At 68.6% G+C, this 14,196-nt stretch carries 6 protein-coding genes; 5 read left to right on the forward strand and 1 reads right to left on the reverse strand.

Annotated features, from left to right (window positions below; all coding sequences use genetic code 11):
• Window positions 1-56: 56 nt before the first annotated feature.
• Complete coding sequence (locus FRAQA3DRAFT_RS31200) at window positions 57-698, forward strand: histidine phosphatase family protein (RefSeq protein WP_009737728.1); 642 nt, start codon at window positions 57-59, stop codon at window positions 696-698.
• Here FRAQA3DRAFT_RS31200 and FRAQA3DRAFT_RS03685 read toward each other — a convergent pair.
• Window positions 660-842, reverse strand: a complete 183-nt coding sequence (locus FRAQA3DRAFT_RS03685; RefSeq protein ID WP_009737729.1) for an AlpA family transcriptional regulator — start codon at window positions 840-842, stop codon at window positions 660-662. The two genes, FRAQA3DRAFT_RS31200 and FRAQA3DRAFT_RS03685, sit on opposite strands and share 39 nt — an antisense overlap.
• Before the next feature lie 301 nt (window positions 843-1,143).
• Between FRAQA3DRAFT_RS03685 and FRAQA3DRAFT_RS34545 the strand changes: the two genes are divergently transcribed.
• The 4 genes from FRAQA3DRAFT_RS34545 (at window position 1,144) to FRAQA3DRAFT_RS03705 (ending at window position 14,191) form a co-directional block, all read left to right on the forward strand.
• The gene (locus tag FRAQA3DRAFT_RS34545; RefSeq protein ID WP_157467078.1) at window positions 1,144-1,251 is read left to right on the forward strand and encodes a hypothetical protein; all 108 of its coding nucleotides are present in this window, start codon (window positions 1,144-1,146) and stop codon (window positions 1,249-1,251) included.
• A 519-nt stretch (window positions 1,252-1,770) separates the two neighbouring features.
• Window positions 1,771-7,041, forward strand: coding sequence for a DEAD/DEAH box helicase (locus tag FRAQA3DRAFT_RS03695; RefSeq protein ID WP_009737730.1), 5,271 nt, complete (start codon window positions 1,771-1,773; stop codon window positions 7,039-7,041).
• The gene (locus tag FRAQA3DRAFT_RS03700; RefSeq protein WP_009737731.1) at window positions 7,041-9,959 is read left to right on the forward strand and encodes a DEAD/DEAH box helicase; all 2,919 of its coding nucleotides are present in this window, start codon (window positions 7,041-7,043) and stop codon (window positions 9,957-9,959) included. The genes FRAQA3DRAFT_RS03695 and FRAQA3DRAFT_RS03700 overlap by 1 nt, the downstream gene beginning before the upstream one ends.
• Complete coding sequence (locus FRAQA3DRAFT_RS03705; protein WP_009737732.1) at window positions 9,956-14,191, forward strand: DNA methyltransferase; 4,236 nt, start codon at window positions 9,956-9,958, stop codon at window positions 14,189-14,191. Before FRAQA3DRAFT_RS03700 ends, FRAQA3DRAFT_RS03705 begins: the two co-directional genes overlap by 4 nt.
• Window positions 14,192-14,196: the final 5 nt, after the last annotated feature.

Below are 14,196 nucleotides of genomic sequence, written 5' to 3' on the forward strand. Positions count from 1 at the left end.
CGCGTCCTCCGTCCCGGAAGCATGGCAGGGAACTGCGGTGAGGCATGATCGTTACCATGGTCGATCTGATCTTGGTTCGTCACGCTGTCTCGGTTGCCCCGGTCCCTGGTGGTCACGACGAGTTCCGGCGGCCGCTGACCGAGAGGGGCCGTGAACAGGCAGGCGCGCTCGTCGCGTTTCTCGGTGATTGCGGTGCGTCGATCGTCCTGTCGAGTCCGTATCTTCGCGCGATTCAGACGATTGAACCGACTGCCCGGGCCCTGGGACTGCCTGTCCAGCGCCGTGATGAGCTTCGCGAATGGCGGTCAGGTCTGGCCCCGCGGTCTGATTGGCAGGCCCACTACGAGCGGAGCTGGGCGGACCCCGAGACGGGCATAGGAACAGGTGAGACACTCGCCGAGCTCGCCACCCGCGCCAGGAACACGGTTCGTGATCTCGTGGCGTCGGGGGCGCCCGCATCGACGATCCTGGCCGCTACACACGGGACGTGGATCGCCCGAGCCCTCCTCGCAGTGGGCCTTCCGATCGACTGCGCCTTCTGGCTGTCGATGCCGACACCGGCGATCTACCGCCTCAACTTCGCCGGCGTTCACCTGCAGCGCGCGGCCGGCCCAGCTCTGCAGTACGAGCGTGACGCAAGTCCTTGCATGACCGAGGTCTTACTGGCTGTCAAGCGCTCCTGGGCGGTGTTGCCGTAGCCAGGTCTCGACCTCGGAACGGCGCCAGGCGCGGAAGTTCGGCCGCTCGACGATCGGTGCCGGGAAGCCGGACGCCTTTGAGATCATCTTGTTGACGGCGGTCTGGGAGATCCCGAGCAACGACGCGATGTCACTGCTGGTCATGGTCTCGTCCGTCACGGCGCAACACTAGCTAGTTGCAGCGCTGCAACCGTCGGGCGCATACTGCCGGTTGCAGCGCTGCAACCCGATGCGTCGACAGGCCGCATCGCTCCCGGTGCCGACGGCACGAGACCGAGCCGCCGCGACCGATCCGCAAGGAGGATCGCCTCATGATCGAAGCCCAGTCCGCTGAGCCGCCAAGCGGTGCACGGCGCTCCTCGGGGGCCGTCACGGTGACCCGCGTCGTGCACCCGCCGGTGGTCGACTTTGGCCTGGCGGTCTCGCCCGAGGCGACGTCGGTGAGGTGGCCGCCGTCCTCGCCTCGATGCCGTCCGGTGCCGTCTTCGTCGAACACTTCGGCGACGTCGACGTGACTCTGGTGTTCCGAGAGTCGGCCCTGGGCGACGCCTGACTTCATCTCGTGAGAGGTCCATCGGAGACCGGGGTAGCGCTTGAAGAATCACGGTTTTGATCGACCGCGGAGGGTGGTCGATCGAGACCGAGCTGTGGCAGCCGCGGCCGGCGCGGTACGTCGTCGTCGCGCCGATCTGCTCGGACTGGCCTTGCAGGCCATCGCGTTGCTCTGACGAGCCTTTCGTTCATCGAGGCGAAGACGATGTGGTCGGGACGGAAGGCGCCGCGTGTCCGGAAAGAGGCCGCGGCGGATGCGGCACTGTGGCCGTCTGATTCCGGATCTGTTTGATAGTTCGAACGTGACGCTGCTACCGACCGGGTAGGGCAAGACGACGGCCGCGTTCGTGCTGCGGCATGCGCTGCGCCGGGGCACAGGGGCGGCGGCTGACGCGCTGTCGTTGGCGGGCCGTTGCGGACGGCGGTGGGGCTGTCGCGGTCGGCGGCGGCGATCGCCGTAGGGTGAAGATTTGGGGATGGTTGGGCCCGGACCGGCGGGTGCGCGACAGTAGGCGGGGGCATGCGGGTCTTCGACATACATGCGGGGCTGATCAAGGACTATTCGGACTTCACGGACTCGCTGGTGCAGGTGCGGGACGGTCGGATTGCCGCGCACCTGGCCGACGAGCGGGAGCGGAAGGTCCGGTGGCCTGACCCGTGGATCTCGCTGAACCCCACCTTCGCGTCGGGTGGCTCGATTGACGATCTTGTGCGCGACGAGGTCCTGCATCCCAACTGCGGGCGATACTTCCGGGCGAAGCGTGCCGAGGACGATCCGGGCCGCCGGTCGCTGGCGCTCTACCAGCATCAGCGTGAGGCGGTTGAGGCGGCGCAGAACCGTGGCAGCTATGTGCTGACGACGGGTACCGGATCGGGCAAGAGCCTGGCGTACATCGTCCCGATCGTCGACGCGATCCTCCGCGCGCCGCGGGAGGACCGGATTTCGGCGATCGTCGTCTACCCGATGAACGCGCTGGCGAATAGCCAGCTTCACGAGCTGACCAAGTACCTGTCGTGGGGCGTCCCTCAGGCGGATCGTAAGGTGACGTTCGCTCGGTACACCGGGCAGGAGTCGGCGGCGGACCGGGATCGGGTGTTCCAGCGGCGGCCGGACATCCTGCTGACGAACTACGTGATGCTGGAGTACCTGCTGACCCGGCCGCACGAGCGGCAGGTGCTGATCGGCGCGGCTCGCGGCCTGCGTTTCCTGGTGCTCGATGAGCTGCACACCTACCGGGGGCGGCAGGGCGCGGATGTGGCGTTGCTGGTGCGCCGGCTGCGGGAGGCGTGCGCGGCGCCGGAGATGAAGTGCGTTGGAACGTCGGCGACGATGGCGACCGCGACGACGTTCACCGAGACGCAGGCGCAGGTGTCACAGGTCGCGAGCCGGCTGTTCGGGGTCGATGTCGAACCGTCCGCGGTCATTGGTGAGACGTTGCGGCGGGCGACCGAAGCGCGCACGCCGTCCGACTCCGAGCTGGACAAGGCCATCGCGACGGCCGTCGCCCTGGCCGCGGAACGCGGACAGGTCGGCGGGCTCGAGGCCGTCGGGGGACGGCCGTACGGCGAGCTGGCGAGCGATCCGTTGGCGATCTGGGTCGAGGACATTTTCGGGCTCGAGACCGACGAGAACGACGGCCGGTTGAAGCGGCGCGCGCCGACGACGCTGCCGAAGGCCGCGGCCGAACTCGCCCAGCGGACGGGGCGGGCCGAGCAGGAGTGCGCCGCCGCGATCAGCGCGATGCTCGCCGAGGGCGCCGCGGCGCGCGAGCCGGAGACGGAGCGGCCGCTGTTCGCCTTCCGGTTGCACCAGTTCCTGACGAAGGGCGACACGGCCTACGTCAGCCTTCAGCCGCCGCAGACACGGCGGATCACAAGCCAGTACCAGGTGTCGGTGCCCGGCCAGCGGGACTGGCCGCTGCTGCCGCTCGCGTTCTGCCGGGAGTGCGGACACGAGTACCTGGAGGTCACCCGCGTCACCGACGCGGACGGCGTCCGCTACCTGGCCCGCACGGGTACGACGGCTGCCCAGGAGAACGCGGACCCGGGCTACCTCTACCTCGCCTCGGACGATGACCAGGACGCGGTCTGGCCGGACGATCCGGTGGCCGCGGGCCGGATCCCGGACACCTGGCTCGACCCGGCGAGCACCCGCGGTCCGAAGGTCCTCCCACGGCTTGTCGAGTATCTGCCGAAGACGGTCTGGGCGGGCACCGACGGCCGTGAGACACCGCCGGGCGAGGGCACTCAGGCATGGTTCGTCGCGGTCCCGTTCCGGTTCTGCCTGCGCTGCCGGGTCTCCTACGAGCAGCCGAGAATCAAGGACTTCGCGAAGCTGGCCACGTTCGCCGCCGAGGGCCGCAGCTCGGCGGTGTCGCTGCTGAGCGTGAGTGTGCTGCGCGGCCTGCAGGCTCAGGAGGACCTGAAGGAGTCGGCTCGCAAGCTGCTGACGTTCGTCGACAACCGGCAGGACGCGAGCCTTCAGGCGGGCCATCTCAACGACTTCGTCCAGGTCACGCGGCTACGCGGCGCCCTGTGGAAGGCGGCGGCTGCGGCCGATGAGCGCGGTCTGCGCCATCACGAGGTGGCGGAGAAGGTCACCGACGCGCTCGACCTGCCGCTCCGGTCGTTCTCCAGGATCGAGGACCCGCGGTTCAGTCAGAAGGACAACGTGCTGCGGGCGCTGCGCGCCGCGGTCGCCTACCGGATCTACGCGGATCTGGAGCGCGGCTGGCGGGTGACGATGCCGAACCTGGAGCAGACCGGCCTGCTGCTGTTCGACTACGTCGACCTTGCCGAGATCGCGGCGGAGCAGGACCTGTGGGCCGATACGCATGGCCTGCTGCGCGATGACAGCGCGCGGCACCGGGCGCAGCTGGGCCGGATCCTGCTGGACGAGATGCGCCGGGCGCTCGCGGTCGAAGCGGAGGTGCTGACCCAGGCGGGTCACGAGCGGCTGCTCACCTCCAGCGACCAGCTCCTGAAGGGCGTGTGGGCGATTCCGTCCGGCGAGCCGCGGGTCAACGAGCGGACGATGTTCGCCTCGGCCGGCACGAAGGGCGGTCCCCGCGACGCGGTGCACATCACCGCCCGGGGCGCGTTCGGCCGCTATCTGCGCCGTGCGGGCGAATTCCCGCACGCACAGAGCAAGGTGACGATCGGCGACGCCGACGGCATGATCGGCGATCTGGTCAAGGTACTCGTCCGGCACGGCCTGATCGCGGAGGTCGACGGACCGCGCGGGACGCGGGGTTACCAGATCCGTTCGTCGACGTTGATCTGGCGGGCCGGAGATGGGACGCGGGGCGCGCCGGACCCGCTGCGCAAGATGGTCGACGACGACACCGGCATGCGCGTCAACACGTTCTTCCGCGATCTCTACCGTTCCGGGGCGTCGGATCTGAACGGACTGCTGGCCGCCGAACACACCGCGCAGGTCCCGGCGAAACGTCGCCAGGAGCGGGAGGAGGCGTTCCGCCTGGGCGGTGACCCGGACAAGGGCGGGCTGCCGCTGCTGTACTGCTCGCCGACGATGGAACTCGGCGTCGACATCGCCGAGCTGAACGCGGTGGCGATGCGCAACGTGCCGCCGACCCCGGCGAACTACGCGCAGCGCTCCGGCCGGGCGGGCCGATCGGGGCAGCCGGCGCTGGTCACGACGTACTGCTCGACCGGCAGCGCGCACGACCAGTACTACTTCCGCCGCTCCCATCAGATGGTCGCCGGCAGCGTCACCCCGCCGCGGCTCGACCTGAAGAACGAGGACCTGGTCCGCTCGCACGTTCACGCGATCTGGCTGGCCGAGACCGGCGCGAGTCTCGGCCGCAGCCTCACCGACATCCTCGCCGTCGAGGAAGGGCCCCGCGGCGCGCTGCCGCTCCCGGTCCACCTGCACCTCGCCGCGCAGCTCACCGACCCGGACGCGCGGCTGCGGGCCTCGGCAGCCGCGGCCGCCGTGCTCACCGGCGACGAGATCCATGCGGCGGGCTGGTGGCACGACGGCTGGATCGACGACGTCATCCAGGCCGCGCCCCGAGCATTCGACGCCGCCTGTGACCGGTGGCGCGACATGTACCGGGCCGCGGTCGAGGACCAGCGGGAACAGAACCTGCGCGTCCTCGACCGGTCGATGGCCTCGCCGAGCCGGGACCTGGCCCGCCGGCGCCGGTACGAGGCCGAGGAGCGGATCAAGCTGCTGACGAACGAGGCGGAGGAGACCCCGTTCTCCGACTTCTACTCGTACCGCTACTTCGCCTCCGAGGGTTTCCTGCCGGGTTACTCGTTCCCTCGCCTGCCGCTGGCGGCCTACATCCCCGGTGAGCGGGGCGGCCGGACGGGCGGCGACTACATCCAGCGGCCTCGCTTCATCGCGGTCGCCGAGTTCGGCCCGGGCGCGCTGATCTACCACGAGGGTGACCGCTATCAGGTGACCCGCGTCCAGATTCCCGGTGGGCTCAACGCCGCCGGCGACATCGCGACGACCGAGGCCCGGCTCTGCGGGGAATGCGGCTACTGGCACGACCGCGGCGTCGGGACGAACCGCTGCGAGGAATGCGACGCTCTGCTGAGCACGCCCATGCCGGGGCTGATGCACCTGCAGACCGTCACGACGCAGCGGCGCCGGCGGATCTCCTCGGACGAAGAGGAACGCCGTCGCGCGGGTTTCGACCTGCTGACGACTTACCGGTTCGCCACCCACGGCCAGCGCCCTGGCCGCCTCGCCGCGACGATCGAGCCAGCAGAAGGCGGCTCAGGAGCGCTCGCGAGCCTCGTGTTCGGGGATACCGCCACCGTTCGGGTGATCAACCAGGGGCTTCGTCGCCGCAGCCGCAAGGACCAGCTGGGGTTCTGGCTCGACCCGGTCAACGGCCGTTGGATCACGGAGAAGAAGGCGACGGGGGAGCCGGTCGCGGAGGAGTCCGAGCTGGCGGACTTCGCTGACGACCTGCGGGCCCGCAAGGTCGTCCCGTTCGTCGAGGACCGGCGCAACATCGCCGTGATCCGCCTCGCTACTCCGGTCGACGAAGCGACCGCGACGACGCTGCGCTACGCGCTGGAACGCGGGATCGAGACCATGTTCCAGCTGGAGGACTCCGAGCTGACCAGCGAGGCACTGCCCGACAACGCGGGCCAGGGCCGGTTCCTCCTGATCGAGAGTGCGGAGGGCGGCGCCGGCGTACTGCGTCGGCTGCACGACGAACCGACGGCTCTGGCCGAGGTCGCGGCCAAGGCGTTGGAGCTCATCCATTACGACCCGAAAACAGGTGAGGACCTGGGCCACGCCCCGGGGGCGCGGGAGCGGTGCGAGCGAGGCTGCTACGACTGCCTGCTGTCCTACACGAACCAGACCTTTCATCTGGGAATCGACCGGCACCTCGTCGTCGACTTGCTCCGCCGGTTCGCCAGTGCCGAGACCGTCCGACACCAGGGCCATCCAGACGGACCGGACGGCCACGCCGGCGAACTGGCCGAGCGGGCCGAGTCGGATCTGGAACGCAAACTGCTGACGTTTCTTCGAGACGGAGGCTTTCGGCTACCAGACGCCGCGCAGGCCATGGTCGACGGGGCGTTCGCCCGGCCGGATTTCGTGTATCACCTGAGTTCTGGCCCCGTCGCGGTGTTCGTGGACGGGCCGCACCATGACGCCGCTCCGGTCGCGGAGCGCGACGCGGCGGCCGAGGACCGACTGGCCGACCTGGGCTGGCTCGTGGTCCGGTTCCGCTATGACGAGGAGTGGGAACAGGTCGTGCACGCCAACGCGAACGTCTTCGGCACCGGGCGGGCTTTCTGATGCCTCCGCAGACGGCAGCAGCCAGCAGTGCCATCGCCCCGGCGGGCGCGGCCACCTACCAGCCGGGCAGTGTCGTCGCGGCGCGCGGTCGGGACTGGGTCGTCCTCCCGGGTAGCGCCGCGGATCTGCTGATCGCCCGGCCGCTCAACGGCGACGAGGAGTTCATCGCCGCGCTGTTCCCGGATGAGATCAGCCCGGCCGCGTTCGCGCGACCGAAGGTCGGGCCAAATACGGTAGGTGATCACCAGTCCGCCCGGCTGCTGACGACCGCGTTGCGGCTCGGGTTCGACGCGGGCGCCGGGCCGCTGCGTTCGCTCGCCTCGGTGGCCGTCACGCCGCGCAACTACCAGCTGGTCCCGTTGCTGGTCGCACTGCGGCAGCCGACGGTGCGGATGCTCATCGGCGACGATGTGGGCATCGGTAAGACCGTGGAAGCTGGGCTGATCGCCAAGGAACTGCTCGCTCAGGGCGACGCCACCGGTCTGACCGTGCTCTGCTCCCCGGCCTTGGCCGAGCAGTGGCAGCGGGAACTCGCGGAGAAGTTCGCGATCGAGGCCGAGCTGGTCCTTACTTCCACGGCGACCCGCCTGGAGCGGCTGTCCGGCGAAAAATCGATCTTCGAGAAGTTCCCGTTCACGGTCGTGTCGACCGACTTCGTCAAGGCCGATCGTCGGCGTGACATCGTTGCCCGTGGCTGCGCCGACCTGGTGATCGTCGATGAGGCCCATACCGTCGTCGGTGGCTCGTCGGTCGACCGCCACCAGCGCTTCGACCTGGTCAGGCGGATCGCCGCCGACGAGAACCGCCATCTGCTGCTGGTCACCGCAACGCCGCACTCGGGCAACGACGAGGCGTTCCGCGCCCTTCTCGGCCTGGTCAAGCCGGATCTGGCGACGATCGACCTGGAAGACAGGATGAGCCGCGACCGGCTTGCGCGCTATTTCGTGCAGCGCCGCCGCAAGGACATCCGCAAGTTCATCGGCGAGGAGACGCCATTCCCCAGCGATCGTGACTACAAGGATCTGCCGTACGGGCTCGACGAGGACTACCAGACGCTCTACCGGGACACCCTCGCGTTCGCCCGGCAGATGGTCCGTACCGCCGATGGGGACCTGAAGAGGCGGATCCGCTGGTGGTCCTCGCTCGCACTGCTGCGCTCACTGGCCAGCTCCCCGGCGGCCGCCGTCGCGACCTTTGAATCGCGCTCCGGCCTCGACCTGAACATGTCCGACAAGGAGATCGAACAGCTGGGCCGGCAGGAGCATCTCGACCCGATGGACGATGACGCCGCCGATGGCGCCGACGTCCCACCGGGAGCAGACAACGAGACCCTTCCCGAGCCCGACCGGCAGCGGTTGCGCGAGCTCGGTAAGGCGGCGGCCAAGCTCGCGGGCAAGGACACCGACGCAAAACTCCGCCTACTGATCAAGACGGTAAAGGGATTGCTTGCCGACGGCTACAACCCGATCGTCTTCTGTCGGTACATCCCGACCGCGCACTACCTGCATGCCCAACTCGGCAAGGCCCTCGTCAGGAAAACGACCATCCGCTACGTCACCGGCGAGGACCCGCCCGCCGCGCGAGAGAAGGCCGTCGCCGAGTTCGGCGACGTGCCGGGCAAACGGGTCCTGATCGCCACCGACTGCCTCTCCGAGGGTGTCAACCTTCAGGAGAACTTCGACGCGGTGGTGCACTACGACCTGTCCTGGAACCCGACCCGCCATGAGCAGCGCGAAGGCCGCGTCGACCGGTTCGGCCAGCGCAGGGACATCGTCCGCGCCGTCACCCTCTACGGCCAGGACAACGGCATCGACGGCATCGTCCTCAACGTCCTGCTCTGCAAGCACCGTAAGATCGCGAAAAACACCGGGGTGGCCGTGCCCGTTCCCGAGGAGACCACCGGTGTCGTCAAGGCGCTGGTCAACCGGCTCTTCAGCGATGGCTCTGACGCCCTGCAAAGCCAGCAGCTCGCCCTCGACCTCGACCTGAACGACCTCGCACCGGACATAGACGAAGCCTGGAAGAGCGCGGCGGAACGGCAGAAGGGCGCCGCGACGAAGTTCGCTCACTCGGGCATCGCCGACGCCGACGTCGAACGGGTCCTCGCCGGTGTGCGGACCGCGATGGGCACCACCACCGAGGTTCGCAGCTTCGTCCGCGACAGCCTGGCCTCGATCGGCGCCCAGATCACCGCCGAGAACAACGGCTTTACTGTTTCGCTCGCCGGCCTGCGCCCCGCCGTCCGCGACGCCCTCGGCGTCCGTGACGACAAGGTCACGTCGGTCCGGTTCTGTGACGACCTGCCGGCCCGCCCCGGCCAGCGCCCGCTCGTCCGTACCGATTCCGCCGTGCGCGGGCTCGCCCGCATCATCGTCGAAGCCGCCCTCGACGACCAGCCGTCCGCGCTGCCCAGCGACGCCGAGGATGACCCGTGGGCCGGCACGGATCTCGGTACCCCGCCACCGGCGGCCCGACTCGGCGTGTTCCGCGTCAGCACCGTGGCCACGCGCACCGTGCTCCTGCTGACCCGCTACCGCTTCCATCTGACCCTCCCGGGCACCGCCCGGGCGAACACCGTCGTCGCCGAGGACGCCCGGCTCGCCGGCTACCGCCGCGACCCCGACGGCAGCTTCAAGTGGCTCGACGACCAGGAGATCAAGGTGCTGCTGGCCGCGGAGCCGGACAACGCGCTGCCGCAACTCGTCCAGCGCCAGGCCGAACGCGCCGTCTCCGAACTCGCCGACGCCCAGCCGCACCTTGACGCCGAGGGCGCGGTGCTCGCCGCGGAGCTGCGCGCCGCGCACGCCGCTGCGCGCGAGATCGTCGGCGGGCGGACCCGCAGCCTCGACGTCCAACCTCATGAACACGCCGACGTGCTCGGTGTCTACGTGTATCTGCCGGCCGGAGCCGCCCGATGAGCCGCCGCGACGACGAGAAGTTCACCGCCGTCACCCTCGAAGGCGGCTTCCTGCCGCCCCGCCTGCTGCGCCGCATCGTCGACGGCGACGTGGAACTCAAGGGCACCGACACGAAGACCTACGGCCTCGGCCTGAACGAGAACGTCAAACAGGCCGCCGCCCGGCACTGGACGCATCTGCGCGGCGTCTGGCTGAGTTTCCAGGAATGGCTCAAGGAGGAGTCTGCGAGCCATCAGGGCACCGCGTCGACCGAGGTCACCGCCGAACTCACCCGCACGCACTGGCTGCAGGCCCTCTTCTCGGTGCTCGACTACGGTTTGATCTCGCCGGCACCCCGCGACCGCACCCCGCAGGTCAGCCACCTCTGGCAGCACGTGCCGATACATCTCGTCAGCTGGAACCGTGGCCTCGATGAACGGTTCGGCAAGACCGGGCCAGGCTCCAAGGGCGAGCGCGCTCCGCAGGCGCTCCTCCAAGAGCATCTCAATGCCCGGCCCGAGCACCTCTGGGGAATTCTTTCCAACGGCCGAGACCTGCGGCTGCTGCGTGACTCTTCGGCGCTCGTCGGTGCTGCTTATCTGGAGTTCGACCTCCAGGCCATCTTCGATGGCGAGCTGTTCGACGAGTTCGCCCTTCTCTACGCCACGCTGCACGCCTCCCGCCTCACCGTCCAGCCACGCGACGATGGCACTCCAGGCACCCCGGCCGACTGCTGGCTCGAACGGTGGCGGACCTTCGCCCACCAGACCGGCATCGAAGCCAAGGACAAGCTGCGCGAGCAGGTCCGCAGGGCCCTCGAAGAACTCGGCACCGGTTTCCTCGAAACCAACCCGGCGCTGTGCGACAAGCTGAAAGCCGGCCGACACAACGGCGGGATCTCCGCGGCTGACTTCGAGCACGAGTTGCTCAGGCTCGCCTACCAGATTCTTTTCCTCTTTGTGTCCGAGGACCGCGATGCTCTGCTCATCCCACTGCCGCCGGACCCAGACAGGCCCATCGGAGTAGGTGTCATCCCCGGGCCGAATTCCGCGCGTGGTCGAAGCCGCCGCGACCTGGAGCAGGCCCGGGACCGTTACCTTCAGTACTTCTCCACCAAGCGGCTGCGCCGCATCGCCGACGCCCGCCTCGGCGACCGGCACGGCGACCTCTGGCGCGGCCTCGTTGTCGTCCTCGATGCCCTCGGTACCGAAGGTGGCAGGCCCGAACTCGCCCTCCCCGAACTCGGCGGCCTCTATCTACGAGCCGACGACCCCGACGCGCCCCGCAGCGCTGCCGATGACGCTCTCATCAGCCGGCCCGACGAACTGCGTGACTACCAGCTACCGAACAGCCGCCTCCTCGCCGCGGTCCGCCTGCTCAGTCACGTACCCGACGACCGCGGCCGCCTCCGCCGCGTCGACTTCGGGCACCTCGGCGCCGACGAACTCGGCAGCGTCTACGAATCCCTGCTCGAACTCGTCCCGCGCCCCGACCTGCCCAGCCGCACGTTCACCCTCGTCGAGATCGCCGGCAACGACCGCAAGACCACCGGCTCGTACTACACCCCGACCGTCCTCATCGACTCCCTGCTCGAGTCGGCCCTCGACCCGGTCATCGATGACTACGCTCGTGGCGGCGCCGACAATCTGCTGAAGCTGACCGTCTGCGACCCGGCCTGTGGCTCCGGCCACTTCCTGGTCGCCGCGGCCCGGCGCATCGCCCTGCGCTATGCCCAGATGTACACGGGCGATGCGGAGCCGACCCCGGCCGCGTTCCGCTTCGCCCTCGACAAGGTCGTCCGTTCGTGCGTCTACGGCGTGGACCTCAACCCGCTGGCCGTCGAACTGACCAAGGTCTCCCTCTGGTTGGAATCCCTTGTCCCCGGCCGGCCACTTGCCTTCCTCGACGGCCACATTCGCGCCGGCAACGCCCTGCTGGGAGTGACGCCGCGGATGCTGCAGTCCGGGATCCCGGACACGGCCTACAAGTCGCTGGAGGGCGACGACTCGGCCTGGGCGACCCACCTTCGTAGCGAGAACCGGTCGAAACGTTCCCAGCAGATCGAAGCATTCGAGGTCGATCCCACCAGGCTGAACAACGCCAGCCTCGCCGAGAGCGTCGCACGGATCGACCAGATCGGCGCCCGGTACGACCTGACCCTCGCCGACATGCGCCAGCAGACCAGAGCGCAGCGCGAACTGGACGACTCGCCGGATCGGCGCCGCCAGGTCCTGGTCGCCGACGCCTGGTGCGCCGCGTTCTTCTGGCCCAAGCGGGAGAACGCCCCGCAGGCAATCACCAGCGAGACAGTCCAGCAGCTCAGCGACGGCACCCTGACTCCCGACCCGGTCCGCGACGACCTGCGGCGCAAGATCGCCCTGCGCAACCGCTTCTTCCACTGGCACCTCGAGTTTCCCCAGATCTTCCAGGTGGACGCCGCATCCGTACCGGGCGGTCAGGACCCGGGATGGAACGGCGGCTTCTCCTGCGTCCTTGGGAACCCGCCCTGGGACCGGGTGAAAATCCAGGACAAGGAGTTCTTCGCCGCTCGCCGGGTCGACATCGCCGCCGCTTCCAACAAGGCGGCCCGCGAGCGCCTGATCAAGGATCTGCTGGCTAGCAAGGATTCGGTCGACCTCGAACTGCACACGGAGTACAAAGCCGCGAAGCGTGCGGCGACGTGCGAGTCGGAGTTCCTCCGTGGCTCGGGCCGTTTTCCCCGTACGGGCCGCGGCGACGTCAACACCTACGCCGTCTTCGCGGAGACCGCCCGAACGCTCCTTGCCCCGGCCGGCCGCTTCGGCCAGGTCCTGCCCACGGGCATCGCCACCGACGCGACCACCGCACAGTTCTTCGGTGATCTCGTCGATGAGCGGGCTCTCGTGTCGGTACTCGACTTCGAGAACGAGGAGAAGCTGTTCCCGGGTATCGACCACCGGCTCCGCTTCGCGCTCGTGACGGTGAGCGGATCCCGTACCCAGAACGAACATATCCGGCTCGCCTTCCGTGCACGCAAGGTCCCGGACATCGCCCACATCGAGTTCACACTGACACGCGAGGACATTGCCCAGCTGAATCCGAACACGAAAACCTCCCCAGTATGCGAGAGCCCGAGGCATGCGCAGATCATTAAGGGAATCTACAACCGCCTGCCCGTCATCTGGCGAGACGCGCCTCCGGAAAATCCGTGGATGATTAGTTTTTTGACCCTGTTCCACATGTCGAACGACTCGAAGATCTTCGAGTGCCGCGAGGATCTGCAGGCCGATGGCTGGCGGCTGGTCTCCTCGGTCTTCGTCCGTGGGCCGGTCGACGGTCCGGACCGGATGATTCCGCTGTACGAGGCCAAGATGGTGCACCACTTCGACCATCGGTACGGCACGTATGACGGCCAGACCGAGGCCCAAGCCAAACAGAATATCCTGCCCCCACTGCTAGGGAAGGAACGGTTGGACGGCGCCAGCGTCGTGCCGATGCCTCGGTACTGGGTGCCCGAAGACGCGGTGGAGAAGAAGCTGGCCAGGTGGGACCGGGGATGGCTGGTGGGATTTCGCGATGTGGCACGCGGCTCCGATGTTCGGACGATGATCGCATCGGCGGTCCCGCGTCTCGCGGTCGGTCACAAGCTTCCGCTGATGCTGTTCGGCCAGCGCGGCCACCTGCTGCTCGCGAACCTCGGCTCGTTCGTCTTCGACTACGTCCTACGTCAGAAGATGTCCGGCGCCTCGGTGAGCTATTTCCTGGTCAAGCAGATACCGGTGCTCGAACCCGGACGATACGACGACCAGGCCAGCTGGCGGCCCGATGTCTCCCTGGACTCGTGGGTCACGGCCAGGGTGCTTGAGCTGACCTACACGGCCTGGGACATGCAGCCATTCGCCAAGGACCTCAACGACGGCGGGCCGCCTTTCGTTTGGGACCCCGATCGTAGGTTCGTGCTGCGAGCGGAACTCGACGCCGCCTACTTCCGGCTGTACGGCGTGGAACGAGCCGATGTTGAGTACGCCCTGACCAGCTTCCGGGCCTTCCGGAACAAGGAGCCCGAACTCTTCGAGGCGACCAGGAAGAAGATCCTCGCGGTCTACGACGAGATGACCCGCGCGGAGGAGACGGGCGTGGCGTTCCGCTCCGAGCTGACGCCACCCCCTGGGGAGGGTCTGCGGCATCCGGCGTCGACCAGGCCAAAGCATGTCCTGGCGTCACGCCCTCCGACCGACACCCTCTTCTCGACCCTGGAGACCGGCAGCCCATAGCCCAG

This window comes from Frankia sp. QA3, assembly GCF_000262465.1.
In the GTDB taxonomy this organism is placed as follows: Bacteria; Actinomycetota; Actinomycetes; order Frankiales; family Frankiaceae; genus Frankia.

Coding starts and splice junctions, on each gene's coding strand:
- FRAQA3DRAFT_RS03695 (WP_009737730.1), top strand. CDS start 1,771: ATGCGGGTCTTCGACATACATGCGGGGCTGATCAAGGACTATTCGGAC.
- FRAQA3DRAFT_RS03700 (WP_009737731.1), top strand. CDS start 7,041: ATGCCTCCGCAGACGGCAGCAGCCAGCAGTGCCATCGCCCCGGCGGGC.
- FRAQA3DRAFT_RS03705 (WP_009737732.1), top strand. CDS start 9,956: ATGAGCCGCCGCGACGACGAGAAGTTCACCGCCGTCACCCTCGAAGGC.
- FRAQA3DRAFT_RS03685 (WP_009737729.1), bottom strand. CDS start 842: ATGACCAGCAGTGACATCGCGTCGTTGCTCGGGATCTCCCAGACCGCC.
- FRAQA3DRAFT_RS31200 (WP_009737728.1), top strand. CDS start 57: ATGGTCGATCTGATCTTGGTTCGTCACGCTGTCTCGGTTGCCCCGGTC.